We start from the raw sequence: 26,885 nt of genomic DNA on the forward strand, positions 1-26,885 counted from the left end.
CCCCACCATGCGCTGGCACAAGCGTCTGCTCGTCGCCGGGGTCACCGGTGCCTTGGCCTTGACCGCATCCGCGTGCGCGGGCGGCCAGGTGCGCGGCGCCGGCGGGACCCCCAAGCCGGCGGCGAGCAGCGGCAGTCCGACCGCGGCCGCCCAGGCCAACGACAGCACGTTCGTCTACGTGCCCAACCTGGACGTGGTCACCGACTGGGACCCGGCGACCTCGTACTCCAACGAGATCATGGCCATGCAGAACATCTACGAGGGCCTGACCAGGTACAACTCGCAGTCCCGCAAGGCCGAGCCGCGCCTGGCCACCGAGTGGTCCTCGGCGGACGGCGGCAAGGAGTGGACGTTCAAGCTGCGTCAGGGCGTCAAGTTCCACTCCGGCGCCACGCTGGACGCCGAGGCCGCCAAGAAGGCCATCGAGCGGACGATGGAGAAGAAGGGCGGCGCCGCCTACATCTGGGACTCGGTCAAGAAGATCGACGCGGTGGACCCGGCCACGCTGAAGTTCACGCTCAAGTACGCCACCCCGCTCGACCTGGTCGCCTCCTCCGCCTACGCCGCCTACATCTACGACGTGAACGCCGTGGACAAGGACGGCAAGTCGGATGCCGGCACCGGCCCGTACACGATCGACTCCTGGCAGAAGGGCAAGGAGACCGAGCTCACGCTGAAGGCTTACGACAGTTACTGGGGCGGCTGGAAGCCGGAGCAGTACAAGAAGGTCGCCTTCAGGGTCACCCCGGAGATCACTACGGCCTGGCAGCTCCTGCAGAAGGGCGAGGTGAACTTCGTCCAGCGCCTGAACCCGCAGCTCTTCGAGCAGGCCGGGATGACCCCGAACGTGAAGACGTCCTCGTCGCCGTCGTTCCAGAACCTGCTGGTCCTGTTCAACACGGCCGCGGGCCCGACGAAGGACGTCAAGATCCGGCAGGCGCTCCAGTACGCGATCGACTACGACGGCCTGACGGCGGCGCTGAAGGGCTCGGGCCAGAAGGCCAGCGGCCTGGTGCCGCAGGGGCTGCTCGGCCACGTCAACGGCATGGAGCCCAAGCAGGACCTGGCCAAGGCGCAGGCGCTGCTCGCCGAGGCCGGGTACGGCCCCGACAACGAGGAGCTCAAGCTCACGATGACCTACGCCCAGGGCGACGACGACCAGAAGCTGCTGGTCACGCTGCTCAGCTCGGCGCTCAAGGGCCTGAACGTGACGCTGCAGGCCAAGCCCATGGCGTGGAACGCGCAGTGGGACCTGGGCAAGAAGCAGGGGCAGGACATCTTCGTCATGTACTGGTATCCGGACTATCCGGACGCCTACTCCTGGTTCCTCAACGTGTTCAAGAGCGCGGACAAGCCGCAGTTCAACCTGTCGTACCTGAAGGACCCGGCCATCGACACGGAGATCGACTCGCTGCCGCAGCTCACGGCCACCGACCAGCTCAAGGCCGACCAGGCGTACCAGGACCTGCAGAAGAAGATCATCCAGGAGCAGGCGGCGGTGGCGGTGCCGTACGTGCAGACCTACCAGCGCGCGCTCACGGCCGACGTCGCGGGATATGTGGACAATCCCGCTTATCCCAACGTCGTCTTCTTCTACGACCTCAAGCGCGCAAGCTGACCCATGCTGCGTTACCTGACCCGCCGGCTCGGCCAGGCCCTCCTGGTCGTGGCCGGCGTGGTCGTGCTCACGTTCGCCGTCATGCGGCTGGTGCCGGGGGATCCGGCGGTCGCGTTCGCCGGGCCGAAGGCCACGCCCGAGGAGCTCGCCGCCGCACGCAAGCAGTTCGGGCTCGACGACCCGATCCCCGTGCAGCTGCTGAACTACGTGCGCGACCTGTTCTCGGGAGACTGGGGCATCAGCCTGCACACCAGGCAACCGGTGCGTGACGATCTCTACCTCGCGTTTCCCGCCTCTCTTGAGCTGGTCGGCACGGCTCTGCTCATCTCGGTCGTCGTGGGCATCCCGGTCGGGGTGCTCGCCGCCCGCTACAAGACGAAATTTCCGGATATAGGGGTGCGGTTCGGCAGCATGCTGGCCGTCTCCGTGCCGGTCTTCTGGCTGGCCCTGGTCCTGCAGACGGTCTTCGCCAGCAACCTCGGCTGGTTCCCGATCGCGGGCGAGTACGACTCCAAGCTCGACACCACCAGCCCGCTCACCCTCTGGACGAACATCACCATCGTCGACGCCCTCATCACCGGCAACTGGCCCATCTTCACCAGCACGCTCCAGCACCTGGTGCTGCCCGCGCTGGTCGTGGCCGCGTACCCGACGGGCGTGATCGCCCAGATGACCAGGGCGGCGCTCATCGAGGAGGCCGGTCAGGACCACGCCAAGCTGGAACGGGCGCTCGGCTTCGGCGAGACCTCCATCCTGACCAGATTCGCCCTGAGACCTGCGCTGAACCCCGTCCTGTCGCTGATCGCCCTGGTCTTCGCCTACGCCATCGTCAACGGCTTCCTCGTCGAGGCCGTGTTCAACTGGCCGGGCCTGGGCCGCTACGCGGCCGACTCGATCCGCTCGCTGGACACCCCGGCCATCGCGGGCGTCACGTTGCTGGTGGCCCTGGTGTACGTGCTGGCCAACCTGGTCGTGGACATCCTCCAGGGCTTCGTCGACCCGCGAACGAGGGCCCGATGACCGAGGCTCCCCTGCGCCGCACCCTGCCCAGGATCCCCGACCGGTTCGCCGCGTTCGGCGCGGTGCTCATCGTGCTGGTCGTCCTGGCCGCGATCTTCGCACCGTGGCTCGCCCCGTACCCGGACGAGCCCAGGCCGCTGGAAATGCTGCAGCCGCCGAGCGGCGCGCACTGGTTCGGGACCGACCAGGTGGGCAGGGACGTGCTCACGAGGGTCCTGTACGGCGGCCGCACCTCGCTGTTCATCGCGATCGCGGTGCTGGCCGTGTCGTCGGTGATCGGGGTCACGCTCGGCGTGGTCGCCGGGTACGCGGGCGGCTGGATCAGGGACGTGATCATGCGGATCACGGACGTGTTCCTGGCCTTCCCCGCGCTGCTGCTCTCCCTGGCCCTGGCCGTGGTGCTCCAGCCCAGCGTGAACACGGTCATCCTGGCCATCGCGGTGACGTGGTGGCCCTGGTACACCCGGCTGGCCGCCTCCGTGGCCGCCTCGATCGCCACCCGCAGCTACGTGGACGCCGCCAGGTGCCTCGGTGTGCCCGCGCCGCTGATCGTGCTCAGGCACGTGCTGCCGAACTCCCTCACCCCCGTCCTGGTCCAGCTCTCCCTGGACGTCGGCGGCGTGATCCTGACCTCGGCGGCGCTGTCGTACCTGGGGTTGGGCGCGCAGGAGCCGGCGGCGGAGTGGGGCCTGATGGTGCAGCAGGGGCAGACGCTCTTCACCACGAACTGGTGGGTGGTCACGTTCCCCGGACTCGCGATCCTGGTGACGGCGTTCGCGTTCAACGTGCTGGGGGAGGGGCTGCGCAACGCCCTCGATCCGCGAAGGGCGGTCAGATGATCGAGGTTCGTGACCTCCAGGTGCGGTACGGCGGGCGCGTCGTGGCCGACGTGCCCGAGCTGGACGTGAATCAGGGGGAGTGCGTCGCGATCGTGGGGGAGAGCGGCTCGGGCAAGTCGACCACGCTGCTCTCACTGCTCGGCCTCACCCCAGACGCCGAAATTTCGGGACATATAAGGGTGTGCGGCGTTGACGTCCTGACGGCCGCGCCGCGCCGGCTCCGCGAGATCCGGGGCGCCAGGGTGGCGCTGGTCATGCAGACGCCACAGGCCGCACTCAGCCCCGCCACCCGCCTCGGAGTCCTGATGCGCCGCGCACTCAAGCTCCACGGCGTGGGCAGCGCTCCAGACCGCCGGCCCGACTCCGGCTCGCACGCCGGCGCCGGCGAGGGCTCGGACACCGGCGCCGGTGGGGGCTCGGACGCCAGCCCGTCCCTCTCCCTCCAGAAAAACCGCACCCCTCCCCTCGGTGGGAAGGGACGGCTGGAGGAGATCATGGGGGAAGCCGTGGAGGCGGTCATGCTCGACCGCGAGATCCTGCGCCGCTACCCCCACGAGATCTCCGGCGGCCAGGCGCAGCGCTTCGCCATCGCGCTGGCCATCGCCCTGGGCGCCGAGGTGATCCTGGCCGACGAGCCCACCAGCGCTCTCGACGTGACCGTGCAGGCCGAGGTCGTCGGCGTCCTGCGCAGGCTGAGAGAGGAGCGCGGCCTGGCGCTCCTGCTGGTCTCCCACGACCTGGCCCTGGTCTCGACGATCGCCGACCGGGTGCTGGTCATGAAGGACGGCGCGGTGGTGGAGTCTGGGCCCGCCGCGAAGGTGCTGGCCGAGCCGTCCCATCCGTACACGCGCGAGCTGCTGGAGGCGCTGCCGTGACCATGCTCAGGGCCGAGGGCGTGACGCTCGGGTACGGCCGCCGCCCGGTCGTGCACGACGTGACCCTGGACATCACCGAGGGCGGCGTCGGCCTGATAGGGGAGAGCGGCTCGGGCAAGACGACCCTGGCGCGCGCGTTCCTGGGCCTCCTCACCCCCATGTCCGGAAACATCTGGTACGGCGACCAAACCCTGAAAAACGTGGACATGCGGAAGTTCCGTAAAGACGTCCAGCCCGTCTTCCAGGCCGAGGCCCTCGACCCCAGGATGCGCATCGGCGCCTCCATCGCGGAGGCACTCCCGCGAAGCGCCCGGCCCAAGGTGGAGGACCTGCTCGAACAGGTCGGCCTGGACCCCGGCGTGGCCGCCCGCAGACCTCACCAGCTCTCCGGCGGCCAGCGCCAGCGCGTGGTCATCGCCAGGGCCCTGGCCGTCGAACCCCGCCTGCTCATCCTGGACGAGCCCACCAGCGCGCTCGACGTCACCGTCCAGGCCAGGATCCTCGACCTGCTGGCCTCCCTGGACACCGAGCGCCTGCTCATCACCCACAACCTCGCCGTCGTGGACCGGCTCTGCCGCACCTCGCACGTGCTCTTCGCGGGCCGCGTGGTCGAGTCGGGCCCCACGGGCGACCTTCTCGCGAAGCCGGCCCACCCGTACACGCGTGCCCTGCGCGACGCCGTGCCGAAGCTGGGCGGCGCCCCGCCCGAGGCCAAGGGCAGGACGGAGGCCGTGCCCGCGCAGACCGGATGCCCCTTCAGGCTGCGCTGCCCGCTGGCCGCGCCCGAATGCGAGCAGCCGCCCGTGCTCAGGGACATGGGAGGCCGTCAGGTCGCCTGCCACCGCGCGGAGGACGTACTTCCTAAATAACGCCTTTCAGATGTGAGCAGAGGTCGTCCGCCAGCTTCCCCATCAACCTGGACAGCTCCGCTCGATCCGCCGCCGGCCAGTCGGCGAGCGCGCCCTCGAACCAGTCGGTCGTCACCCTGCGGCACCTGTTCGCGACCTCGGCCCCCTCCTCGGTGAGCGCGATGCGCCAGGCCCTGCCGTCGTCGGGGTCGCGGACCCGCTCGACCAGCTTGCGCTGCTCGAGCGAGGCGACGTGCCTGGTCACGTGAGGGCTCTCCACCTGCAGACCCTCGGCGATCGCGCCGATCCTGCGCGGCTCGGCCGCGTCCAGCAGGTGGACGAGGATCTGTACGTCCGGCCGGTCGAGCCGGACGCCGGCGGCCTGGGTCAGCCTGTCGTGCGTCTTGGCGCGGTGGAGCGTGGTCACCAGTGTGCGGAACGCCACGACCGTCCTGTTGAGATCTTCGTCCATCCTGATTTACTTACCTAACTTACGTATGTAGTATCAACGCCTGGTTACTTACCTAAGTTAGCTAAAGGAGCCGACATGGCGACAGTGGTCGCGTCCGCGGCACACAACACGTCCACCAGGAACCCGTGGCCCGCAGTGGTCTCGCTGTCCTTCGCAGCCTCCATCGCCGCACTGCAGAACACCGCGGTGGTCCCGTTGCTTCCCGTGCTGCAGCGGGAGCTGCACGCGTCCCTCTCCGCCGTGAGCTGGACACTGACGCTGAGCCTCCTGGTGGCGGCGGTGGCCACGCCGTTGTTGTCGCGCTTCGGCGACATGTACGGCAGACGCCCAATGATCCTGGGGGCCCTGGCCCTGCTGGTGGTCGGGTCGGTCATGGCCGCGCTGGCGACCTCGCTGACCTGGTTGATGGTGGCGAGGGTGCTGCAGGGAGCCGTGGCCGCGCTGGTGCCGCTGTCCATCGGGGTGGCACGCGACCTGCTGCCCAGGGAGCAGCTCGCGACCGGCATCGGGGTGATCAGCGCGACGATGGGGTTCGGGAGCGGCGGCGGGATGATCCTGGCCGGGCTCGCGTCCGGCGACTACCACATGGTGTTCTGGATCACGGGCGGCATCTCGCTGGTGGCCATGGTGATCGTGGCCTTCCTCGTCCGCGACGGCGCCCCGGCCGGCAAGGGCCGCCCCGACCTGATCGGCGCCGCGCTGCTGACCGCCTGGCTGGTCGCGCTGCTGCTGGCCATCAGCGAGGGCGGCTCGTGGGGCTGGACCTCGCCGGGCGTGCTCGGCCTGTTCGCCGCCGCGGTGGCGCTGGCGGTCGTCTGGGTGCTGGTCGAGCGCAGAGTGGCCGAGCCGCTGGTGGAGATGGCGATGCTGGTGCACAGGGGCACGATCGGCGCGACGGTGGCCTCGATGCTGCTCGGGTTCTCGTTCTTCACCCTCATGACCGGCATGTCGAGCTTCGCCCAGGTGCCGGAGAAGACCGGCTACGGCTTCGGCGCGTCCACCATGGAGGTCGGCTTCTACCTGCTGCCGAGCACCCTCTTCATGCTGGTGATCTCGCTGTTCGCCGGGCGGTTCATGCGCCGCTTCCAGGCCTCGTCCATGGTGGCGGCGGGTTCGGCGATCACCGCGCTGGCGGCGCTCTGGCTGGTGGTGGAGCACAGCAGCCCGGCCCACCTGTACGTGTCGGCCTCACTGATGGGCATCGGGCTGGGCGTCGGCTACGCGGCGCTGGGCACCATGGCCGTCGAGCATGTGGACCCCGGCAAGACGGCCCTGGCGGCGGGCGTGAACGCGCTCGTGCGCATCGTGGGCGGCAGCACCGCGGGCGCCGCAATCGCCGCGATCCTGGCCGCCCAGCCGGGCGTGGGCGGCTACCAGCGGGTCTTCGGGGCCGCCGCCCTGGCCGGCGTCGTGGCCGCGGTCTTCGCGGCCGGGTACGGGCGCCTCAACCGCAGGGCGGTCACAGCGCCTTCAACCCGCTGATCACCTCGAGCAGCACCTTCGCGTCGGGGGCGGGTGGCGGGTGCTCGACCTGCACGAGCTGTTGCGCGTGCAGGTCGCCGACCAGCACCCTGACCACGCCGATGGGCAGGTTCAGCTCGGCCGCGACGTCCACGAGCCTGGTCGGCTTGGTGCACTTCTGCAGGATGATCAGATGTTCGGGGCCAAGGCCCACCGGCGGCGTCAGGCCGCCGGCGGTGATGATCACCGCGATGAGGTCGATGGCCTCGCTCGCGGGCACCGTACGGCCCCTGGTCAGCAGGTAGGCGGGGACGATAGGACCGGCGTCCTCGTCCAGCCAGCGCTCGTCATTCACTGCGCACCACCCGCATGGGTCGAGCGGGCTCGGTCACGTGGGTCTCCGGTTCTGGCTCGGCCACGTGTTCTTCCGGGATCAACACGATCGCGGTGGTCCCTCCATATGGTGAACCGCGCAACGTCACGCGGATGTCATGCCTGGCGGCCAGGCGGGAGACGACGAAAAGGCCGAGCCGGTCGCTGTCGGCCAGGTCGAACTCCGGTGGGCTGGCCAGCCGCTCGTTGAACTCGGCCAGCTCCTCTGCGCTCAGCCCGAACCCGCGGTCCTCGACCTCGAAGACGAAGCCGCGGGCCGCCACCTCGCCGCGCACGAAGACCGGGGTGTGCGCGGGCGAGTAGACGGTGGCGTTCTCGATGAGCTCGGCGATCAGGTGGATCACGTCGCCCACCACAGGTCCGGCCAGACGCTGGCCGGACATCGGCTCGACGGTGACCCGCTGATAGTCCTCCACCTCGGCCGACGCGCCGCGGGCCACGTCCAGCATCGGCACCGGCCGGCTCCAGCCGCGGCCGGGGGTGGCGCCCGAGAGGATGATCAGGCCCTCGGCGTGGCGGCGCATGCGGGTGGTCAGGTGGTCCAGCTTGAACAGGTCGTCCAGCGCGTCGGGGTCGGTCGCCCGGTGCTGCATGTCCTGCAGCTGGATGCGCTGGCGGTGCAGCAGAGTCTGGCTGCGCCTGGCCAGGTTGCGGAACACGTGCCCGACGCCCTCGCTGAGCTGCGCCTGGCCGACCGCGGCCTCGACGGCGGTCTGCTGGACGGTGGAGAACGCCTGGCCCACGTCGTCGATCTCGACCGTGGTGCTCGCCACGGACAGCTCCGGCACCTCGACCGTCTCGCCCTTGCGCAGCTTGGCCACCACGCGGGGGAGCCGCTCCTGGGCCACCTCCAGCGCGGCCATCCGGAGCGCGCCCAGCTCCTTCGACAGCCGGTTGCCCATGCGCAGCGAGAACCCGATCGACAGGATCACCAGCCCCAGCGCCGTACCGGCCAGCAGGAGCGCCCTGGACAGCACCTGGTCGGCGATCGGGTCGGCCCGCCCGTTCAGCACCGTGCTGGCCTGCATCTGCGCTTCCTGGAACGACTTGGCCATCGCCTCCGTGGTGCCGAGCCAGCCCCGCGGCGCCTGCCCGGCGACGATCTGGTCCTCCATCATCCGCATCCGCTGATAGGCGGGGGAGGTGATCAGCGACACCTGGGGGTCGCGCAGGACGGGGTCGAGCTCGCCTAGTGACTGGTTGACGAGGAAGCGCCGGTTGCCGGCGAGCTGGGTGAACAGCCTGCGCTCGGCGGCCGTGGTCGGCCCGAAGGCGACGGCCGCCTCCCTGGTGAGCAGCTCCTTGGCGTACCCCATGTCGATGACCACGCGCGACTGCTCGTAGATCGGGATGTCGTCGATCAGCGCGACCCGCTTGTGCAGGCCGAACAGGGTGTCGACGATCGCGCTGTACGCCTCCACGGTGTGCAGACGGTCAGACAGGCCCGTGTCGATCTCTCCTCTGATCGCATCGAGCCTGCCGAGCTGCGTGTTCACCGCGTCCACTTGTGTGCGGATTTCTTCCGATCGGTCCTTGGATTGGCTGGAGAGCTGTTCGAACGCGTCTCTGGCGGCGTCGGTACGAGTACGCTGCGCGTTCACGGCCGACTTGCTCTCCGAATTGCGCAGGAGTTTGGCCGAGACGAGACGTTCACGCTGAATCTCGCTGATCAGTTTGTACGCGGGAAGGCGGAGGTTCGTCCAGAGTGTCTTGTATTCGCGCAGCTCCAAGCTCTCGGTGGCGGTGACGGCGGTGATGACCCCCCACAAGACCACCATGGAGGTCAGCGGCACCAGTAGTAGTCCGATGATCTTCATGCGGATCGTTCGGCTACGACCCATGGCACCTCACTCCGGTCGGTCCCCTGCTGGCAACCCCGGACGGGACAAGCCCCGAGGATAGCAATTCGATCACCAGAATGCCCAATTTTTCGGGACTTTTGGACACCTGGGCACCGATCCTATCGATCTTGGAGTAGGTTTCCCGAGTACATCGCTGACAGAGGGAGTTGCGTTGCGCCGTCGTCTCGCAGCGGCCGCCGCGCTGATGCTCCTCGCGGCCTGCTCGACGCCTCCGGAGCCGCCGAAGGCCCCGGCGGGGGTGTCCTCTTTCGTCTACGTCAAGAACCTGGACATCATCACCGAATGGGACCCGAGCAGGTCCTATTCCAACGAGGTCGTCGCCTTCCAGAACATCTACGAGACGCTCACCCTCTGGAACCCGGTCACCAAGAAGTCCAGCCCCCGGCTGGCCACGTCGTGGCGCTCCTCACCCGACGGCCGGACGTGGACCTTCAACCTCCGCCCCGGGGTGACCTTCCACACCGGCAGGCGGCTGGACGCGGCGGCGGTCAAGGCGTCGATCGAGCGCACGATGAAGGCCAGGATGGGCGCCTCCTACATCTGGGACGCCGTCTCGTCCATCAGAGTCGACGGCCCGGCCACGGTGACGTTCGCGCTGAAGTACCCCGTCCCCCTGGACCTGGTGGCCTCCTCCACGTACGCGGCCTACATCTACGACACGCAGGCGGCGCCCGACCTCGGGAAGTTCTTCGCGGCCGGCGGGGACGCCGGCTCGGGGCCGTACACGGTGACGAAATGGCAGAAGGGCAAGGAGGAGGAGCTCACGCTCAGCGCGTACGACAAGTACTGGGGAGGATGGGACGGGCCGCACTACAACACGGTGAAGTTCCGCGTCGTGCCCGACCCCGACCGGGCGTGGCGGCTGCTGCAGCGCGGTGAGGCGAACTTCGTGCCGCGGCTCAACCCGCGCCTGTTCGCCGAGGCCTCGACCGAGCCGGGCGTACGCACGTCGGAGCGGCCCTCGTTCCAGACGGCGATGATGCTGTTCAACACCGCGAGCGGCCCGATGCGCGACGTGCGTGTGCGCCGCGCCGTCCAGAAGGCCGTCGACTACCAGGGCCTGATCAGGGACCTGAAGGGCGCCGCCACCCCGGCCAGCGGCGTCGTCGCCGAGGGGCTCATGGGTCACGTGCCCGGCCGCGTGCCCCGGCAGGACCTGGCGGGTGCGGCCCAGCTGCTGACCAGGGCGGGGTACGGCCCGGGCGGCCGGCCGCTGCGGCTGAAGATGACGTACGGGGAGGGCGACACGGACTGGCACCTGCTCGCCACCAAGCTCGCGTACGCCCTCAAACCGCTCAACGTCACGATCGACGCCCAGCCGATGCCCTGGACCGCCCAGTGGGACCTGGGCAAGAAGCGCGGTCAGGACATCTTCGTCATGTACTGGTGGCCCGACTACGCCGACGGCTACTCGTGGTTCGGGAACGTCTTCCACAGCGGGAACCCGCCCGTCTTCAACCTGACCTACCTGCGCGACCACAGCCTGGACGCGCTGCTCGACACCATGCCCGAGCTGACCGTGACCGACAAGGGGGCGGCGCAGCGGGCGTACGAGCAGGCCACGAAGCGGGTGCTCGACCAGCGGGCGGCCGCCGCGCTGCCCTGGGCGGTCAACTACCAGCGGGCCTACCAGGGCGCCGTGCAGGGCTACGACGACAACCCGGCCTATCCGGACGTGGTCTTCGTCTACGACCTGCGGCCTTCAGGCTGACCCTCGTCCTCGTGGCCCGGCTCCGTGAGGACGCGCTCCCTCAGGCGCGCCCGGATCTCCTCGGGGGTGTAGGCGCGGCGGCGGCGCTCGGCGCGCGCGATCACCACTCCCGTTGCCGCCACCCCCATGATCCCCGCCAGGCCCAGCATCTTCCACCAGCGCATGCGCATGTTGCCTAGGCTAGCGGTGTGCTGACTCTCGACGAGGCCGTCAGGGTGACGAGGACCGGCGATCTGTGGATCTTCCGCGGGCGTTCGGTGCCCGACCGCGCCATCCAGACGATGACCAACAGCCCGGTCAACCACGTGGGCATGGCCATCGTGATCGAGGACATGCCCCCGATGATGTGGCACGCCGAGCTGGGCAAGTCGCTGCTCGACCTGTGGGCGGGCACCCACCACCGCGGGGTGCAGCTGCATGACCTGCGCGACGCGGTGACCACGTGGGCCGACCGCTACGGCCAGCGAGGCTGGCTGCGCCAGCTCGAGCCGGAGGCGACGCAGGAGATGGAGGACGCGGCCCTGCGCACGGTGGCCCGGCTCGACGGCACCCCGTTCCCCTCCACCGCCCGCCTGGCCGGCCGCTGGGCCAAGGGGCGCATCCCGCGGCTGCGCCGCCGCCTCAAGGAGGAGACGCTGGAGAGCGCGTACTGCGCCGAGGTGGTGGCCGTCACGTACGAGGAGATGGGCCTGCTGCCCAGCGGGCGGCGGCCCAACTGGTACGACCCGGGCAAGTTCTGGAGCGGCGACGACCTCGAACTGCTCATGGGACGCAGGCTCGGCAACGAGATCACCGTGGGCGTGGCGCGCAGCCGACCCTGACTTACGGTGCTTCTCCTGCGACGACGTCGAGCAGCGCGTCGGCGTGGCACTCCTGATCGGGGTCGCACCAGCAGGCGAGGTCCTTGCCGCCGAGCTCCCGACGGGCCTGCTCGACCAGCTCGGGGTGCTCCTGGAGGTGGGCCCGGTAGAGCGGGATCACCTGAGACCGCACGTGTACTTGCCCGCCGCAGACCCGGCAGCCCTTGGGAGACAGGCTGTGTGGGTTGGCGAACGGGCTGCGCTTGTGACCGGGGAACTCGCGTCCCACGTACACGGCCCCCTCAGGCACGCGGCCGTGGAACCGGTCACCCTCGACCTTGACGCGGCGTGGCATGGCGCCTCCTCTCCGTGACCATTATGCGTGGGGCGCGACGGGTGGCAGGGTAGAGGCATGCGGTTCGGAACGTGGAACGTCAACTCCGTGAAGGCCCGCCTGCCCCGCCTCCTCGAATGGCTGGCCGAGGCCAAGCCCGACATCCTCTGCCTCCAGGAGACCAAGTGCCCGGCGGAGGCGTTCCCCATGGCGGAGGTGGGCGCGCTGGGCTACGCCGCCGCCGCCCACGGCGACGGACGGTGGAACGGCGTCGCCCTGCTGTCCAAGGTCGGGCTCGACGACGTGACGCTCAGCTTCCCCGGCGAGCCGGGGTTCGGGGAGCTCGACGGGGTGGGCGCGGCCACGCCCGAGGCCCGCGCGATCGGCGCGACCTGCGGCGGCATGCGCGTGTGGTCCCTGTACGCGCCGAACGGCCGCACCGTGGACTCGCCGCACTACGCGTACAAGCTCGACTGGTTCGCCGCCCTGCGGGAGGCGCTGGCGGCCGAGCTGACCATGCCTCTCGTGGCGTGCGGCGACTACAACGTGGCGCCCACGGACGCCGACGTATGGGATCCCGCGCTGTTCGTCGGCGCCACCCACGTCACCCCGGCCGAGCGCCAGGCCCTGGCGGAGCTGCGTGGGCTGGGGCTGCACGACGTGGTGCCGACGCCGATGAAGGGCCCGCACCCGTTCACGTACTGGGATTACCGGGCCGGGATGTTCCACAAGAACATGGGGATGCGCATCGACCTGGTCTACGCGAGCGCGGACGTCGCCGGACGGGTGCGCTCGGCGTACGTCGACCGAGAGGCCCGCAAAGGGAAAGGCCCCTCCGATCACGCGCCGATCGTGGTCGATCTCGAGCCATAATTCCAATTACAAACCGCTGTCGTCCGAGTATCCTGAGTCCTCTGAATGTTTCGGGGGCGAGAGTTACGTTCGAGGCCACAGGGGGAGCTCCGTGGAACCTGCAGACGGTCGCATCATCTTATTCATCATCATCGCGCTCGCCGTGTTCGCCCTCGGCCGCCGGTTCCAGAACATGATCGTTATGCGTCAGGTCTGGAAGCAGAGCGCCAAGCAGGTCGTCGCCAGGAAGGAGGTTGCGCAGAACGCCGCGAAGTCGATGATCGGGATCACTTTGGTCGCGCTATTCGTCGTCTGGCTGGTGCTCAACCTCAACCGCGTGATGTGAAAAGCCATCAATAGCTGATCTCGTGCAATTGCGTCGCGGTCCGCAATCTTCCAATCCGATTGTCACGACCTATTTGTGGCGATTTTTCAGGGCCCAGGCAGTCAGCATGGCCGCCCCGGCGGCGGCCAGACTGACCGCCCGGGTCAGGCGCACGGCCCGGCGGATGTCCTTGACGTCGGGCTCGGGGCCGTCGCCCATGGTCGGGCGGTGCTCGGTCCTGCCCTGGTAGACGTTCGTGCCGCCGAGGGTGACGCCGAGCGCGCCGGCGAAGGCCGCTTCGCACCGGCCGGCGTTCGGGCTGGGGTGCCGGTGGCCGTCCCTCCGCAGCACCGCCAGCGCGCGGGCCGGGCTCGGGCCGGTCACCACCGTCAGCAGGCCCGTCACCCTGGCCGGTAGGTAGTTCGCGACGTCGTCCAGCCTCGCCGCCGCCCAGCCGAACCGCTCGTAGCGGGGCGAACGGTGGCCGATCATCGCGTCCAGCGTGTTGATCGCCCGGTACGCCAGCAGCCCCGGCACCCCCGCCACCGCGCCCCAGAAGAGCGGGGCCACGACGGCGTCGGAGGTGTTCTCGGCCAGCGACTCGACCGTGGCCCTGGCCAGTTCCTTGGCCTCGAGCTGCGAGGGGTCGCGGCCGCAGAGGTGGGGGAGCCTGGCCCTGGCCCGTGCCAGATCGTCGCGTTCGAGGGCGCCCGCGAGGTACTCGCCCTCGCGGGCGAGCGTGGTGCCGCCGAGCACGGCCCAGGTGGCGGCGGCTGTGACGACCGTACGTGCCTTGGGGACTCGTTGTGCGAGCACGCCCAGCGCGGCCGCACCCCCCACGCATATGACGACATGTACGACTCCATGCGCCTTTTTATCCGCGTACAGGGATTTTTCAATCTTCGCGGCGGTACGCCCGAAGACGGCGACCGGGTGGGCGGGGCTCTGCGGGTCGGCGAACACCTGGTCGAGGGCCACCCCGAGGGCGAGCCCCAGCGGGTCACACCAGGTGGGCATGGAGCTCGTCCTCGTGCGCGTCCAGCCAGGCGGCCGCGCGGCGGATGCGCTCGCCGGCGCCGCCCGCCCACATCTTCGCCCAGCCGCCGCCCGCAGATGCGCGGGTGCGCATGACGGTGTAGGAGCGGTGGAAGCGCAGCCTGGCCAGCTCGAGGAGGCGGCGGCGGTCGCGGGGCGGCACGCCGTACGCGTCGCAGAACAGCCGCAGCCGGGCACCCACGTCGAGGTCGCGGAGGAGCGGGTGCCGGTCGACGGGGTCGGCGATGGGGGCCCAGTGGCGGAGCGTGGTGACGATGTCGAAGAGCCGGGTCGTCGGGCGGGCCAGGTCGAAGTCGATCATCGCGCAGGGCCGCTCTTCACGAAAGATCACATTATCTGGCGTTAAATCACAGTGTCCGACGATTTCTGGCGCTTTGTCGTCATTCGACCCGTATGCCCATCCGTCGAGCGTCAGCGGGAACCCGGCGGTCGCATCGTGATATCCCCGCACCAACACCGCAAGCCCGGTCAGCGCCTCATCGGTCACGCTCTCGATCCGCAGCCCCGTCGTGCCCGGCACATAGGTGAGGATCTCGCGCCCCAGCTCGTCCATCCCCAACGCCCGCGGCGCCCCTTCGAACCCCGCGGCCTCGAGGTGCCGGAGGAGGGCATGCACAGCGGGCGTCGACGTACTGGCCGGTCTCCGTACGGTGTCACCGACCCGCACCACCCCGTCAGTCACGTCGCCGCCCTGCAAGGGGATCTCATGCAGGAGCGTCGCGACCATGCCACGAGAGCTTAGACCCTTTTGCCCCGCCCCCGCCCGGCCTTTTCGCAGCCCGGCCGCCGCGCCCGATATCCTCCCAGAGGCCCACACACCCCGCCGCGCCACCGGCTGGACGTCGGCAGCGGCAGTGCTGGGGGCCCTGGTCATGTGGGGTGTGATCGGCCTGACAGACTGACACGAGGAAAACGTGTGCGTGACAAGTCGCCGGATCATGCACAATAAGGCGGGAGCGCCCTTAGCTCAGCTGGATAGAGCACCGGACTTCTAATCCGACGGTCGCAGGTTCGAATCCTGCAGGGCGCGCTTCTCTGGCCAGGAAAAATCATGGCCTGACCTGCGGGAACGCCGACCGCTCAACTTTCGGCGTGTGCCACCGAGTGCCAGTCGCGGCCCTCGTGTGCCGCCGTTCACGGACTATACGCGGATTGGTTTCGCCGTCCGCTGCGACCTGCCGGGCGGGGGCGTCGCAGTGACGGCGTCGGCCGCTGGCGTGTCGGACGCGCCCGTTCTTGCTGTCGCGCCGTCGAAGGCGCTCATCCTGGCCTCCGTGCCGCGCGGCATGCGCCGCACCCCCGACCAGCAGGCGTTCCTGCGCGCTCTGCGTGAGGACCCTGAGGTCCTCGGCCTCCGCTACGACGGATACGGCAACCTGCTTCGCGTCGCCCAGGTGATCGCCTGGGCCGCTGACTGGAAGACGATGTGCTCCCGTCCGACGATTGCAGGCATCTGCGCGCGCACCAGCCTGTCCAAGGCGACCGTGAAGCGCTGGGTGCGCTGGCTCCGTGAGCATGGCTGGCTCGGCGTCGTCGAGCAGGGATCCACGGTCCGCTTCCGGAAGGGCACCGCTGCGGGCCTGGACGACGACGGCATGGGCAACCGAGCGGCCCTCTGGGTGCTGTGCATCCCCCGCGAAATCACGCCTGTCCCGACCGAAGACACCTCTTCTGACCAGGTAAAACGCGTAAGTGAACCCCCTTCCTTGTCTCTCCCTAGGAGAGACAAGGAAGATCCCATGCGCACGCGCGAGGCCCCTCTCCATGCCCACCGCAACTCGCGCATCTCGCCGACGTGGCGTCTGTACCAATCGCCGAGGACCAAACGTGATCGACTCGCAGCGTGCGAACGCCTCCGGCAGGAGTCGAATGTGCTCCGGCACATGACGCCCTGGTACCTGCGCTGGTTGCTGCGGCCCTTCCTCATCGCTGGCTGGACGCCCGCCGACGTACTGCACGCACTTGATGTCCGCCCGGACGGCAGCGCCTGGACCTACACATGGCTGAGCGTGGACGAGCTGCGGCATATCCCAGGCTGGGTTCGGCACCGCCTGGCGGCGTGGCTGGCGGAGGGCAGGTTCGTGCTGGCGTCTCGGTCGCAGCGAGAGGCCCTGGCCGCTGGGCGGCGCCGCGCGGAACAGGAACGGCGCAGGCTGGAGCGTCAGGCCGCCGCGGCCGCCGCAGGGATCGAGCTGGGTGAGGAGTCGAAGCTCAGCCGCGCGGAGGCGCTGGCACCACCCCCTGGAGCCGACGCGGTCGGCCGCGCTGATCCGAACGAGGCGTTCCGGGTGGCGCGTGCCGAGTTGGAGCGTCGCCGCCAGGAACGCGAAGCGGAGATCGTCGCGTCGCTGGCGCGGAGGGGCCGGTGAATCGGGAGGAAGGTCTGGCCATGCTCCGCGAGGTGCTCAAGCAGGCTTCGCCCCAGGCCGCCGCAGTGCTGCGCGACCTTGAGGCGGAGCGGGCACGCCGACGGGAGGCTGCGCGAGACCCGGCGCGGTGGAGGCTGGCGGATGCTGCGGCGGCCGACGTCATTGAACAGGCGGCCACTGAGCGGAGGACACGCGGGACGGCGGAGGTGCAGGCCGAGGGCGAGGAGCGTGCCAACGTTGCAGAGCGCCGGCGCGCGGAGTCGTTGGGGCGGGCCCGGGCGCGTGCTCGGGCTGAACGCGCGGCGCGCCTTGGTCCCGGGCTGTCTACGCCTCGTTCGGCGAGCGATGACATCGGTAGATGACGCGCAGAGAACCGCGTAATGCGTGTCATCGTCCACGCTGACGGACTTTCAGACCGTGACCGGTCAATCGGTACATGAGATGTCCTAAGCGTCTCAGGGCCTACTACAGAGCTCCTGAACTGCGTAAACGATCACACTTCATGACTCCTATTAGATAGGTATACGAACGTGTGATGACTCTGCTAAGGTCCTCACAGCACCAACAAAGATCGAAAACGTACCGACCAGCCAAAACATCGAAGGAAGAACCGCATGAGCGACACCACGGCGACCGATCAACCCCGCGCCCTCGACCGACAGACCCTCAACCGCATCCTCGACGCCATGCAGGGGACCCCCGCCCACGCCATCACCTCCACCATCCCGGCCGAGGGCCAACCCTCCATCTGCATCGCCTTCCCCGGCATCGCCCTCGACCGCCACGAGCTGACGAACCTCTTCATCGACACCGCCGCGAAGGTCGAGGGAGACGACTTCGCTACCGACCTGGGCCGCCACGTGTTCGGATCGGGCCACGACGAGCTCCACCTGTGGCTGCCGAACACCCGCTTCACCGACGAGCTGTCACGCATCCGCCCCGGCATCATCCCCGGGACGGCCGAGATCGCCGCCGACGCCAGCGCAGCCGCTGCCGACAAGCAAGATGTGCTCGGCGCCATCGCCTGGTCCATCGCATCCGAACTGCTCGACACACACCATCCGTTCATTCCGTTCGGCACCTGCCGGGACAAAGCGTGGGACGTCCTGAACAGGATCTTCGACGAGCGCGCCGTCGAACCATCCGATCCGGAACTCGACTGGATCGGGGTCGGTGGCCACATCTGCCGCGCCGTCGAGCACGACCTGTTCAACGGCGACCTCTACGCGCAGGCCGAGCGGGACGGGCAGACGACCACCACCGTGAAGATCGGACGCATCATCTCCGCGCGAGCCGCGAAGCTGATCCGGCCCGACACCACCGCGCCCACCCCTGAAACTCCGAGCGCTCGCGACCATGCCCTTCTCATCGCCTTCAACGAGGTGATCGAGCAGGCGCAGGGCTGGGTCGAGGCCAACACCAGCCACGACCTGGACGGGCTCACGTACGACGACCTCACAACCGAGGAGAACGCGGCGCTGCTCGCCCACCTCGCTGCATAGCCAATTCCGTAAGCGGTACCGATAACAGAATCCGAAGCCCCGCCCACCGGCGGGGCTTCGCCTTATCCGGAAGGAAACATACGATGCTCGACCAGATCCCCGGCACCGCTCAGGCGGCTGCCAGCTTCGACGAGCCCGGCGACGAGCGGCTGTGCCCGATCGAGCTGGCGGACCACCTGCTCGACGGGTTGCGCAAGGCGGCCGCGCTGCGCGTGGAGTCCGGGGAGCACTTCAGCCGCGCGTACTCGGACCTGAAGGTCGCGCTGGTGTCGCTGCTGCGCACTCAGTCCGTGGGCGTGAAGCTGGCGCAGGAGGCCATCGACCATGCGCTCACCAGCGGCATCGGCATCCACCAGGCCGTCGCCGAGATGGACGGTCAGCTGTGACCGCGCCGACGATGGACACCAGCACCCGAGCCATCGCTGAGCACCTGCTGGAGACGCTGCGACTGCTCAACCAGGCCGACAACCAGCGGCTGGCCGTTCAGCGCGGCGGCGCCTACGGCGACGTGCGCGACGCCCTGATCAAGGTCCTCCACGAAGAGGGTTGGGGCCGCGGGATGGCCAACGAGGCGGTCTACAAGGCGATGGCGTACGACATGCCGCTGCTCGACGCGCTGATCGCGTGCCAAGTCGGGTGACGTCGATGAGCATTCTCACCGACGAGGCCGCCGAGCAGGTGCGAGACCTGATCGCCACGGTGTTCGACGCTCAGCCCGACTACGGGCCGCAGCTCATGGACGCCGACTGGGACGACGGCGCCGGCCGCGTCATCGCCTGGGAATACGGGCCGGACGGCTGGACGTACGCCGTCCCCTTCGGGGGAGCGCTGGAGTACGGGCCCGAAGTGCCTGAGCTGAGTCTGCCCGCGGGCGTGTGGATCGACCGCATCAACCACTACAGCGTGCGGGTCCTTCCCGCCTGACCAGGAGGTCATCTTGAAGATCGTCATTCCGATTCCTGTTCCAGGACATGACCTGGTTCCGCCGCCCGGTCAGGTATTCCTCTGGCCCGACCACTCGTTTGTCTGCGGCTGCGGCAACATCGCCGAAACCGGCGGGTTCCACCCCTCCACCAAGACCGGCGAACTGCTCGCCAATGACACCTACGCCAACGGTGAGGAGAACCCCGACTGGCGTGGCTACTACTGGTGCGGCGGCTGCGGCGAGACCGTCATCGACGCTCGCGAGCTGACGTTCCCCACGTCCTGAATGGCGAAGGCCGGACCCACGCCACATGGGTCCGGCCACCTATCACCAAGCCAGTTCTCAACGCCATAGAGAACCACAGGTCCCCCACGGTAACGCACCGGACCGACAGGAATTCCACATCTGCACCACCCCTTCACACCTCTCGATGGGAGTTTCACATGTTCGACGACGACTTCGGCGCAGAGGCCGAGGCGATCGAGACCGCCCGGCGTGACGCCGACCTGGAGCAGGCCCAGTTGGACGCCGCAGGCGACGCCCTGTACGCCGCCTGCGACCGGATGGGCATCTGCCTGCACGGTGTCGTGCTGGTCGTGAAGGAGACCCCCGTCGCCACCCCGCAGCGCTACAGGTGCAAGTTCTGCCGCGAGGTCGCCACGCAGGAGGAGTTCAACACCAGCCGGACGGCCTCGTACGCGCGGCTGGAGGAGGCCGGGGTCCTGTGAACGTGTACCTCACCACCGAGCCGTGCCCTATGTGCGGCGCTGCCGCCGACCAGGACTGCGACCCCGACTGCGTGCTCATGCAGGACCCGAGCGAATGGTTCGACGACGGGATCTCCGACGCCGACCCGGGCCTATGACCGGGCCGGCCGAGGGCATCGCCTGGGATCGGCTGCGGGCGGACGAGCACGGGCCGTGCATGGCGGCCGGATGCAGCGTCCCGCTCGTGGCCGCCGCGGTGGTCATCGACGGGCACCGATACCGGCTGTGCGACGAGGACGCCGAGCTGATTCCCGGCTACACCCCCAACCTGTTCGAAGGGACCATCACATGACCGCGTTCCAGCCCAACCGTGTGGCCAGTCAGATCATCGACCGCCTGGAGGAGGCCGGGTTCACCGTCAAGGTGCCCGACGCTGCGCATGGCGCGTCGTGGGAGCTCGTCCTGGACCAGCCCGGAGCCCGGTGGTTCGGCGTGATGTACGTGTCCAAGTGGAAGGGGCGGGCGCTGCGCGTCTCGATCACGTGGCACCCGCAGGACCAGCCGCACAAGACCCGCAAGGCCGAGGGTGCCAACGACATCCGCGACCTCATCAAGCAAATCACCCCGTACGGATGGGAGATCAAGAGTGCGTGACCAGCTCGTCGCCACCGGCGACGCCGCACTCGACGCCTACCTGCTGGTGGCGCGTGACATGCGCTACCCGCAGCAGATGCTCGAGTCCGCCGAGCGGCACCTTGTCGAGGCGCAGCGGCGCGATGCCAAGGAGAACGGCTTCCACGGCAGCGCCGAAGCGAGCCAGCGCGCCGAGAAGTCGTTCGACAAGGCCAAGCAGGCGCTCACCGTCGCGCGCCGCGACGAGGACCAGGCCCGACGCGACGCCCAGGTGGCCGCGCGGCCACGCCTGTTCGAACTGGCCGCGGCCGAGGTCGAAGCGGTGTGGAACGACTTCTACGCGCCCCGCGACCCCCGGCTCTACCGCGACGACGATGTCATGCCGGACGACGACACCCGGTGGTGCGACCTGAAGATCGGCGCCGAGGTGCACATCCGGTACGAGACGACCGGCCAGGTCGTCGTGTGGCGGTTCGTTGAGCTCGGCGGCCCCCACCCGGACAACGAGACGCTGAAGGCCGCGCACTACATCGAGCGCAGCGCGATGCGTGGCCCCGGCTGCCTCGTCGAGTTGGCGGTTCACCCGGAGGACCCGGTAGGGCGGCACGCCCGATCCAAGCACATGACGATCATCCAACCGGAAGGAGACCGATGAACCCGCACACGTTAGAGGCCCGCGGCCAGCGGGATGAGTGGACCATCACCACCGAGCCGCATACGGGCGGCCGGATGCTGGTCCTGGATCGCGACGAGTGGATCGTCCAGGTGGCGTTCGACGGCAGCGCCCCAGCGTTCGCGCAGATCCGCAAGCCGGGAATGGAGGGCTTCCAGCACCTCGGCCGGCGCGACATCGCGCGTTACGTGCGGGGCGACCGAGCCGCGATGAGCGCCTTCCGCATCGGCGACCGGGCTGCGGTCGGCGAGCGCGTCGGCACCGTCATCAATATCTACGTCGAGGCGGGAAGCGACCCGGGCCGGCCCGGCAAGGTGCGGCTGCGCGTCGCCTATGACCTGGGCGGCCACGCCGACCCGTACACCACGTTCGCCACCCGTCTGCAGGAGGCGTCATGCGCCCGCTGAAGCCGCTCAGGTTCACGCTGACCTTGCTGAACGGCGCTCACTACCAGGACCCGGACGGCTCGCACACCTGGCGCGTCACATCCAACGAGCAGGGCCGGAAGCTGCTGCACGTGCCTGGATGCCCCGATCTGGTGGAGCTCGGGCGAGGCTACGAGCAGGTCGGCACCTACCGGGAGCTGTGCGTGCTCGATCGCGGTGCTCCAAGCGCATGTACCCGCTGCCAGCCGCACGCCTCGCACCACGTCGTCCTGCCGGACGGTGCCCGCCGCTACAGGCCGATGGGGCCGATCATGTCGGGCGGCACCGAGTCCGACCGACGCTACGGCGAATACGCGCTGGTGGATCTGCAGCGCGGCCGGTGGCGGATCCGAGAGTGGGTTGTGGACGGAGAGACCGCGATCGCACGCGCCGCCAAGCTCGGCGTGCCCTACATCCTCGGCCCGAGCAACGCCAAGCTCGGGCTGCCTACCCCCATCCCTCAACAGTAGGTCCAATTCCGTAATCAGTACCGCTGACGAAGTGGCCGGATCCATCACAGGGTCCGGCCACTTCGCTTATCACCTGAGAAAGGCAATCCACGCGATGACCACCACCAAGGGCCGCCGCAGGCGTCCCCGTTCCGGTTGGAACCCCGGCGACAAGCAGGCATGGCGCGAGCGTAAGGATCTCGACAAGGCGATCGCCAACGACGCGGTCGTTAAGGCCGCCCGCGCACTGGCCGAGCACCCTGAGCTGATCGACGCGTTCCGCGAGTACGCGGCCCGCGTCCAGGCGCACCGTACCCTGCGCAACACCCTGGCGCTGCTGGGGCAGAACCCGTCCGCGACCCGGGTCAAGAGCGCGTTCTTCTGGGCGAAGGAGAACCGCGCGGTCCTGGAGGCCGCCGAGCCGATGCGGATCATAGCCCGCCGGCGAGGCGGCAAGCGCGTCGAGGAGTTCGACGACCCCAAGACCGGCGAGACCGAGGAGATCGACGCGGGCGCCTGGACCGGGTTCACGTCGGAGCGGGTGTTCGACGTGCGCGACACCACGCCCAAGAACAAGCCGTGCCCAGAGTGCGGCACCCATCCCGGCCTGCGCTGTCCCGACGCGTGCCCCGTCTACGAGATCGTGCGCGGCCCGGCGCCGACCCGCGACGAAGTCCTCGAACTCCTCGACCAGGTGCTGAAGGACGACGTCGAGTTCTACCCGGCCGACCTCGACGCCAGCGAGAGCGAGGTCGGCGACCAGTGATCACTATCAAGCACAACCATGAGGACGGCACGCTCATCTACGGCACCCGCAAGGGCGACGGAGTGTACGACATCGTCCGCAAGTGGGAGAACGGCAACTTCAAGTACTTCCCGTCCATGCGCATGATCGGGCTGCGTAACTCCCGCGACCGGGTCGCCGACCGGTGGGCGATTAACGCCGCGGCCGAGGCCCTGCGCAGGGCCGGGTACGAGGTCGAGGTTGAGATCGACGACACTCACCGCGACCGAGCGCAGGTGCTCGCGGACAAGGCTGACCGGCTCGAAGACCGCCGTGACGCGTTGGAGGCGAAGGCTGACCGGCACGCCGGCGCGGCGGCAGCCGCACACGATCGGGCTCATGAGATCGGCGCCCGGTTTGAGGGCGGTCAGCCCATCCTCGTCGGTCACCATTCCGAACGGCGGGCCCGCGCCGACCGGAAGCGGATGGACCAGGCGATGCGCAAGAGCATCGATGAGAACGACAAGGCGCAGAGCACGGCCGAGCGGGCGAACGCGGTTGGCCGCCAGATGCGGCACTCGGCGCGGCCGGGCACGACCGCGCGCCGGATCGAGAAGACGGAGGCCGAGCTGCGCGGCATTCAGCGATCGCTGGACGGCTACCAGCGGATCCACCGCGACCATGCGGGCAACCCGTTCTACGTCGACACCCATGACGCCGCGAAGGGCGACTACCGGGACCAGCTTCTTGCTCGGAAAGCCCAGCTCGAGAATCAGCTGGAATACGACCAGGCCCAGTTGCAGGCTGCGATCGAGGCGGGCGCGTACGTCGAGTACAGCCGCGCCAACGTCCACGTCGGAGATCGGCTGTGGGCGTGGGGCTACAACGGCTTGGTCATCAAGGTCAACACCAAGACGGTGCAGGTGGACTTCCGCGACCACTGGCGGCCGAAGATTCCATTCACCGACGTCGGCAAGGTCGAATGCCCCCACGGCGACGACGGGCCGACACGGCTTGCGGCCAAGCGGCCCGCCGAAAAGGCAACGTCGCGGCCGAAGGTCGAGGTGCCCTCGATCGACGTGGCCGAGCTGGCGCAGCCGATCGCCGAAGCGCAGACTGGCGTGCCGCTCGATTCGGAGGCGTTCATGTCCCCGCCGAAGGTGGTCGAGCGCGTCATGGAGGCGGCTGAACTGGAGCCGGGCATGTCGGTGCTCGAACCCTCGGCAGGCAATGGGGCGCTCGCCAGGGCCGCGGCCGCGGCCGGGTGCGAGGTCCACTGCGTCGAGCGGTACCCGAAGCTGTCCAAGGGCCTGCTGGACGTGCCCGGCATCGTCGGCCTGACTACGGGCGACTTTCTGGAGGTGCCACTTGACCAGTACCCGGCGAGGTTCGACCGGGTGCTCATGAACCCGCCGTTCTCGAGGGGGCAGGACATGCAGCACGTCATGCACGCGCTGCGGTTCGTGAAGCCGGGCGGGTTGCTGGTTGCCGTCATGAGCAACGGTGTCGCCTGGCACAAGGACAACACCGCCACCAGCTTCCGCGAACTGGTCGAGCAGCGCGGTGGCCGGATCGAGCCGCTGCCTGATGGGGCGTTCGCCACGTCGGGCACGGACGCGCGCACGGTCCTCGTAGTCATCCCCGCGCCTGAGGAGTAGCGGCGCGAGCCCGAGGCTACCGGGCTCGCGCCGCCCTCTGATCGTACGGCCCCGTCTCGCCCGAGGCGGGGCCATTTCCTTCACTACCTATGGAGAAACCATGTTCGGCGACGCACCACCTCTGCCGTTCCCTGAAGCGGCGAACCACAACGCGATGGCGATAGACGACGTAAAGACGCCCCTCCAGCCCGAGGTCACTGACCACGTGATCACCGACCAGCCCTTGTCCACGCTGTGGACGTCTCCCCGGGGCCGCGAGGTGATCATGACGCCTGCCGGCCCGGTCGTCTACCGCTGGATCTATGAACCGGCCCCGGAGATGAGCGGGTTCCCGATGCCTACGAAGGGCAAGCTGGCCAAGGCCGTCGCACAGACCCGCGCCACCAAGGCCGCGGCCTCCGAACAGTCCAGGCCGGAGGCTTCGTGGGCACGCTGATCCGGCACAAGGGCATCGACACCGTCACTGTCGCCGAGATGTTCGCTGGAGCAGGCGGTTCCGGCACAGGCATCGCCCGCGTTCCCGGTACAGAGCTGAAGTTCGGCGCGAACCACTTCGAGCCCGCCCAGTGGACGTACATGGAGAACCACCAGGGCGTCGACTTCTGGCTCGGCGACGTGCAGAAGCCGGACGCGATCGAGAAGTTCCCGTACGCCACCTTCTTCTGGGCCAGCCCTGCGTGTCCTCGCTTCTCTACGGCCCGCGGCGACAAGCGGTGGTTCGACAAAGAGAACCAGATGGCCTTGTGGGACCTCGACGACATGACCGAGGACGACAAGGCCGGGGTCAGGTCGCGGGCGCTGATGGAGGAGGTTGTCACCTACCTGCGCTTCTGCCAGGAGAAGTACGGCCGACCGGTGCTCGGCTTCGGCGTGGAGAACGTGATCCAAGCCCGCCTGTGGGTCCATTGGGACCGCTGGGTCCACGAGCTGCGGAAGCTCGGCTACATCATCCAGGTGCACGCGCTCAACGCCATGCACGCCCAAGGCCGCACCACATCGCTCACGCCGCAGTCACGAGACCGGCTGCTGGTGTCGGGCATTCACGAGAGCGTCGGCCGCGTCCCGAACTACTCCAAGTGGTTCGACCCGTACGCCTACTGCCCGAAGCACGAGGGGTGGATCCAGGCGCGGCAGGCGTGGAAGACGCCTGGCCAGGACATGGGCGCCTACGGCAAGCACGGCCAATACCTGTACGTTTGCCCGCAGCCGTCGTGCGGCAACCAGGTGGTCCAGCCCCCCGTGCTGCCCGCGGCCGCCACTATCGACTGGACCGACCTCGGCACGCCCATCGGCTCCCGCAAGAAGACGAAGGACAAGCCGGAGGGCCTGGCACCGAAGACGCTCGACCGCGTCCGCGCGGGCGTGATCAAGCACTGGATCACGCCGTTCCTGTCGCCCGCCGGCGGCACGTGGAACGACGACCCGACGAGCGTGGTCGACCCCGCCCGAACGCTGACCACACGAGAGTCGCAGGCGCTCGTCGTCCCGTGCGAAGGGCGTGACGGCAAGATGGCGCGGTCGGCGGCCGATCCTAAGCGGACGAGCACCACCCGGCTGGAGGACGCCGTGGCGTTCCCTCCGGACTCGTTCCTCAGCCTGTTTCGCTCCAACCGTGTGCGGACGTTCGACCCGTCCACGGACCCCACGGCGACGCTTGTCGCGGACGGCTCCAACCACGCACTCGTGTCGAAGCCGGACATGCAGCCGCTCGTGTTCCCGTTCCGTGGTGGTGGCGACGAGTTCAAGTCGCGGCCCGCGCTCGAGGACCCCGCACACGCGGTCACGGCTGGCGGCTTCCATCACGGGCTCGGCGTGCACCCCGACTGGATGCCGCCCGCGTTCCTGATGCGCAACAACGGCAGCAAGGGTGACGGAAAGGAACACTGCACCAGCACCGGCGAGCCCGCGCGCACCATCACGTCGACGGGCCATCAGTCGCTCGTCGCCGTACCCGAGGGTCTGCGGTCGCTCCTCATGGCCTACTACGGCAACGGCGGGACCACGCGGACGACCGAACCGGTGGGCACCCTGCCGACGCGGGATCGTTGGGCGCTCATGGCCACCACAGGTGAGATCACCCCGGACGCGATCGACGTGTCCCCGATCCTGTTCCGGATGCTCAAGCTGCACGAGCTGCGGCGGGCCCAGTCGTTCGACGACGACTACCGGTTCATCGCCAACAGCCAGCGGCACAAGGTCAAGCTCATCGGCAACGCGGTCCCGCCGCCCATGGCCGAGATCCTGGCGTGCGCCGTGATCGAGGCGATGCTCGGCGTCGAGTTCGACCGGTTCGCCCACGACTACGCCCTCATCGCCTAACGCCAACTCCGTAAGCGGTATCGCTTACGATCATG

General features: G+C 68.9%; 34 protein-coding genes and 1 tRNA gene. 28 read left to right on the forward strand and 7 right to left on the reverse strand.

The annotated features are described in order from the left end of the window. Positions 1 to 7 precede the first annotated feature (7 nt). Genes ABN273_RS15580 through ABN273_RS15600 form a run of 5 tightly spaced genes read left to right on the forward strand, consistent with a single transcriptional unit; the run spans position 8 to position 5,221 of the window. Positions 8 to 1,618 carry an ABC transporter substrate-binding protein gene (locus ABN273_RS15580; protein WP_349449511.1) on the forward strand — a complete coding sequence of 537 codons (1,611 nt, stop codon included), beginning with the start codon at positions 8 to 10 and terminating at the stop codon, positions 1,616 to 1,618. A 3-nt stretch (positions 1,619 to 1,621) separates the two neighbouring features. Next, positions 1,622 to 2,638, forward strand: a complete 1,017-nt coding sequence (locus ABN273_RS15585; protein WP_349449512.1) for an ABC transporter permease — start codon at positions 1,622 to 1,624, stop codon at positions 2,636 to 2,638. Further along, positions 2,635 to 3,477: an ABC transporter permease gene (locus ABN273_RS15590; RefSeq protein ID WP_349449513.1), complete on the forward strand. Its 843-nt coding sequence runs from the start codon at positions 2,635 to 2,637 to the stop codon at positions 3,475 to 3,477. The genes ABN273_RS15585 and ABN273_RS15590 overlap by 4 nt, the downstream gene beginning before the upstream one ends. Next, positions 3,474 to 4,352 carry an ATP-binding cassette domain-containing protein gene (locus ABN273_RS15595; protein WP_349449514.1) on the forward strand — a complete coding sequence of 293 codons (879 nt, stop codon included), beginning with the start codon at positions 3,474 to 3,476 and terminating at the stop codon, positions 4,350 to 4,352. The genes ABN273_RS15590 and ABN273_RS15595 overlap by 4 nt, the downstream gene beginning before the upstream one ends. Positions 4,353 to 4,354: 2 nt before the next feature. Continuing rightward, positions 4,355 to 5,221 (forward strand): ABC transporter ATP-binding protein, encoded by an 867-nt coding sequence (locus ABN273_RS15600; RefSeq protein ID WP_349449795.1) that lies wholly within the window; start codon positions 4,355 to 4,357, stop codon positions 5,219 to 5,221. Here the strand turns inward: ABN273_RS15600 and ABN273_RS15605 are convergent. Next, positions 5,214 to 5,672 (reverse strand): MarR family winged helix-turn-helix transcriptional regulator, encoded by a 459-nt coding sequence (locus ABN273_RS15605; protein ID WP_349449515.1) that lies wholly within the window; start codon positions 5,670 to 5,672, stop codon positions 5,214 to 5,216. The two genes, ABN273_RS15600 and ABN273_RS15605, sit on opposite strands and share 8 nt — an antisense overlap. A gap of 75 nt (positions 5,673 to 5,747) precedes the next feature. Between ABN273_RS15605 and ABN273_RS15610 the strand changes: the two genes are divergently transcribed. After that, positions 5,748 to 7,154 carry an MFS transporter gene (locus ABN273_RS15610; RefSeq protein ID WP_349449516.1) on the forward strand — a complete coding sequence of 469 codons (1,407 nt, stop codon included), beginning with the start codon at positions 5,748 to 5,750 and terminating at the stop codon, positions 7,152 to 7,154. On the opposite strand, the gene ABN273_RS15615 is transcribed toward ABN273_RS15610, so the two are convergent. Further along, a complete protein-coding gene (locus ABN273_RS15615; RefSeq protein WP_349449517.1) occupies positions 7,132 to 7,488 on the reverse strand; it encodes a DUF742 domain-containing protein in 357 nt (118 codons plus the stop codon). The two genes, ABN273_RS15610 and ABN273_RS15615, sit on opposite strands and share 23 nt — an antisense overlap. Beyond that, positions 7,481 to 9,343: a sensor histidine kinase gene (locus ABN273_RS15620; protein WP_349449518.1), complete on the reverse strand. Its 1,863-nt coding sequence runs from the start codon at positions 9,341 to 9,343 to the stop codon at positions 7,481 to 7,483. The genes ABN273_RS15615 and ABN273_RS15620 overlap by 8 nt, the downstream gene beginning before the upstream one ends. Before the next feature lie 196 nt (positions 9,344 to 9,539). On the opposite strand from ABN273_RS15620, the gene ABN273_RS15625 reads away from it, so the two are divergent. Further along, positions 9,540 to 11,099: an ABC transporter substrate-binding protein gene (locus ABN273_RS15625; RefSeq protein WP_349449519.1), complete on the forward strand. Its 1,560-nt coding sequence runs from the start codon at positions 9,540 to 9,542 to the stop codon at positions 11,097 to 11,099. Here ABN273_RS15625 and ABN273_RS15630 read toward each other — a convergent pair. Continuing rightward, a complete protein-coding gene (locus ABN273_RS15630) occupies positions 11,075 to 11,269 on the reverse strand; it encodes a hypothetical protein (RefSeq protein WP_349449520.1) in 195 nt (64 codons plus the stop codon). The two genes, ABN273_RS15625 and ABN273_RS15630, sit on opposite strands and share 25 nt — an antisense overlap. 21 nt (positions 11,270 to 11,290) lie before the next feature. Between ABN273_RS15630 and ABN273_RS15635 the strand changes: the two genes are divergently transcribed. Further along, positions 11,291 to 11,920, forward strand: a complete 630-nt coding sequence (locus tag ABN273_RS15635; protein ID WP_349449796.1) for a hypothetical protein — start codon at positions 11,291 to 11,293, stop codon at positions 11,918 to 11,920. A gap of 1 nt (position 11,921) precedes the next feature. Here ABN273_RS15635 and ABN273_RS15640 read toward each other — a convergent pair whose 3' ends face one another. After that, positions 11,922 to 12,254 (reverse strand): DUF4326 domain-containing protein, encoded by a 333-nt coding sequence (locus ABN273_RS15640; RefSeq protein ID WP_349449521.1) that lies wholly within the window; start codon positions 12,252 to 12,254, stop codon positions 11,922 to 11,924. Positions 12,255 to 12,311: 57 nt separating this feature from the next. On the opposite strand from ABN273_RS15640, the gene ABN273_RS15645 reads away from it, so the two are divergent. Together ABN273_RS15645 and ABN273_RS15650 are read left to right on the forward strand one after the other, a co-directional pair. Continuing rightward, positions 12,312 to 13,106 carry an exodeoxyribonuclease III gene (locus tag ABN273_RS15645; protein ID WP_349449522.1) on the forward strand — a complete coding sequence of 265 codons (795 nt, stop codon included), beginning with the start codon at positions 12,312 to 12,314 and terminating at the stop codon, positions 13,104 to 13,106. Positions 13,107 to 13,197: 91 nt separating this feature from the next. Further along, the gene (locus ABN273_RS15650) at positions 13,198 to 13,431 is read left to right on the forward strand and encodes a hypothetical protein (protein ID WP_349449523.1); all 234 of its coding nucleotides are present in this window, start codon (positions 13,198 to 13,200) and stop codon (positions 13,429 to 13,431) included. 69 nt (positions 13,432 to 13,500) lie between these two features. On the opposite strand, the gene ABN273_RS15655 is transcribed toward ABN273_RS15650, so the two are convergent. Continuing rightward, the gene (locus tag ABN273_RS15655; protein ID WP_349449525.1) at positions 13,501 to 14,427 is read right to left on the reverse strand and encodes a cobalamin biosynthesis protein; all 927 of its coding nucleotides are present in this window, start codon (positions 14,425 to 14,427) and stop codon (positions 13,501 to 13,503) included. After that, positions 14,411 to 15,193 carry a phosphotransferase gene (locus ABN273_RS15660; RefSeq protein ID WP_349449526.1) on the reverse strand — a complete coding sequence of 261 codons (783 nt, stop codon included), beginning with the start codon at positions 15,191 to 15,193 and terminating at the stop codon, positions 14,411 to 14,413. Before ABN273_RS15660 ends, ABN273_RS15655 begins: the two co-directional genes overlap by 17 nt. A 229-nt stretch (positions 15,194 to 15,422) precedes the next feature. Here ABN273_RS15660 and ABN273_RS15665 point away from each other — a divergent pair. The 18 genes from ABN273_RS15665 (at position 15,423) to ABN273_RS15750 (ending at position 26,850) form a co-directional block, all read left to right on the forward strand. Further along, positions 15,423 to 15,496, forward strand: a tRNA-Arg gene (locus ABN273_RS15665). 94 nt (positions 15,497 to 15,590) lie between these two features. Beyond that, positions 15,591 to 16,835 carry a hypothetical protein gene (locus ABN273_RS15670; RefSeq protein WP_349449527.1) on the forward strand — a complete coding sequence of 415 codons (1,245 nt, stop codon included), beginning with the start codon at positions 15,591 to 15,593 and terminating at the stop codon, positions 16,833 to 16,835. Positions 16,836 to 17,449: 614 nt separating this feature from the next. Beyond that, positions 17,450 to 18,337 carry a hypothetical protein gene (locus ABN273_RS15675; RefSeq protein ID WP_349449528.1) on the forward strand — a complete coding sequence of 296 codons (888 nt, stop codon included), beginning with the start codon at positions 17,450 to 17,452 and terminating at the stop codon, positions 18,335 to 18,337. An 83-nt stretch (positions 18,338 to 18,420) separates the two neighbouring features. Further along, complete coding sequence (locus ABN273_RS15680) at positions 18,421 to 18,723, forward strand: hypothetical protein (RefSeq protein ID WP_349449529.1); 303 nt, start codon at positions 18,421 to 18,423, stop codon at positions 18,721 to 18,723. Beyond that, positions 18,720 to 18,977, forward strand: coding sequence for a hypothetical protein (locus tag ABN273_RS15685; protein WP_349449531.1), 258 nt, complete (start codon positions 18,720 to 18,722; stop codon positions 18,975 to 18,977). Before ABN273_RS15680 ends, ABN273_RS15685 begins: the two co-directional genes overlap by 4 nt. 5 nt (positions 18,978 to 18,982) lie before the next feature. Continuing rightward, entirely contained in the window at positions 18,983 to 19,261 is a 279-nt protein-coding gene (locus tag ABN273_RS15690; RefSeq protein WP_349449532.1) for a hypothetical protein, read from the forward strand. 13 nt (positions 19,262 to 19,274) lie between these two features. Further along, a complete protein-coding gene (locus ABN273_RS15695) occupies positions 19,275 to 19,547 on the forward strand; it encodes a hypothetical protein (RefSeq protein ID WP_349449533.1) in 273 nt (90 codons plus the stop codon). Between the two features lie 158 nt (positions 19,548 to 19,705). Next, positions 19,706 to 19,990, forward strand: coding sequence for a hypothetical protein (locus tag ABN273_RS15700; RefSeq protein ID WP_349449534.1), 285 nt, complete (start codon positions 19,706 to 19,708; stop codon positions 19,988 to 19,990). Then, on the forward strand, positions 19,987 to 20,127 hold the full coding sequence (locus tag ABN273_RS15705) for a hypothetical protein (protein ID WP_349449535.1): 141 nt from the start codon (positions 19,987 to 19,989) through the stop codon (positions 20,125 to 20,127). Before ABN273_RS15700 ends, ABN273_RS15705 begins: the two co-directional genes overlap by 4 nt. Further along, the gene (locus ABN273_RS15710; protein ID WP_349449537.1) at positions 20,124 to 20,321 is read left to right on the forward strand and encodes a hypothetical protein; all 198 of its coding nucleotides are present in this window, start codon (positions 20,124 to 20,126) and stop codon (positions 20,319 to 20,321) included. Before ABN273_RS15705 ends, ABN273_RS15710 begins: the two co-directional genes overlap by 4 nt. Next, a complete protein-coding gene (locus tag ABN273_RS15715; RefSeq protein ID WP_349449538.1) occupies positions 20,318 to 20,623 on the forward strand; it encodes a hypothetical protein in 306 nt (101 codons plus the stop codon). The genes ABN273_RS15710 and ABN273_RS15715 overlap by 4 nt, the downstream gene beginning before the upstream one ends. Continuing rightward, entirely contained in the window at positions 20,616 to 21,257 is a 642-nt protein-coding gene (locus ABN273_RS15720; protein WP_349449539.1) for a BAR domain-containing protein, read from the forward strand. The genes ABN273_RS15715 and ABN273_RS15720 overlap by 8 nt, the downstream gene beginning before the upstream one ends. Further along, a complete protein-coding gene (locus tag ABN273_RS15725) occupies positions 21,254 to 21,682 on the forward strand; it encodes a hypothetical protein (RefSeq protein WP_349449541.1) in 429 nt (142 codons plus the stop codon). Before ABN273_RS15720 ends, ABN273_RS15725 begins: the two co-directional genes overlap by 4 nt. Continuing rightward, entirely contained in the window at positions 21,670 to 22,170 is a 501-nt protein-coding gene (locus ABN273_RS15730; protein WP_349449542.1) for a hypothetical protein, read from the forward strand. Before ABN273_RS15725 ends, ABN273_RS15730 begins: the two co-directional genes overlap by 13 nt. 94 nt (positions 22,171 to 22,264) lie before the next feature. Beyond that, on the forward strand, positions 22,265 to 22,915 hold the full coding sequence (locus tag ABN273_RS15735; RefSeq protein ID WP_349449543.1) for a hypothetical protein: 651 nt from the start codon (positions 22,265 to 22,267) through the stop codon (positions 22,913 to 22,915). Beyond that, complete coding sequence (locus ABN273_RS15740; protein WP_349449544.1) at positions 22,912 to 24,531, forward strand: DUF3560 domain-containing protein; 1,620 nt, start codon at positions 22,912 to 22,914, stop codon at positions 24,529 to 24,531. The genes ABN273_RS15735 and ABN273_RS15740 overlap by 4 nt, the downstream gene beginning before the upstream one ends. A 100-nt stretch (positions 24,532 to 24,631) precedes the next feature. After that, on the forward strand, positions 24,632 to 24,967 hold the full coding sequence (locus ABN273_RS15745; protein ID WP_349449546.1) for a hypothetical protein: 336 nt from the start codon (positions 24,632 to 24,634) through the stop codon (positions 24,965 to 24,967). Further along, positions 24,955 to 26,850: a DNA cytosine methyltransferase gene (locus tag ABN273_RS15750; RefSeq protein WP_349449547.1), complete on the forward strand. Its 1,896-nt coding sequence runs from the start codon at positions 24,955 to 24,957 to the stop codon at positions 26,848 to 26,850. Before ABN273_RS15745 ends, ABN273_RS15750 begins: the two co-directional genes overlap by 13 nt. Positions 26,851 to 26,885 lie beyond the last annotated feature (35 nt).

Source organism: Nonomuraea sp. B19D2 (genome assembly GCF_040137845.1).
Taxonomy (GTDB): domain Bacteria; phylum Actinomycetota; class Actinomycetes; order Streptosporangiales; family Streptosporangiaceae; genus Nonomuraea.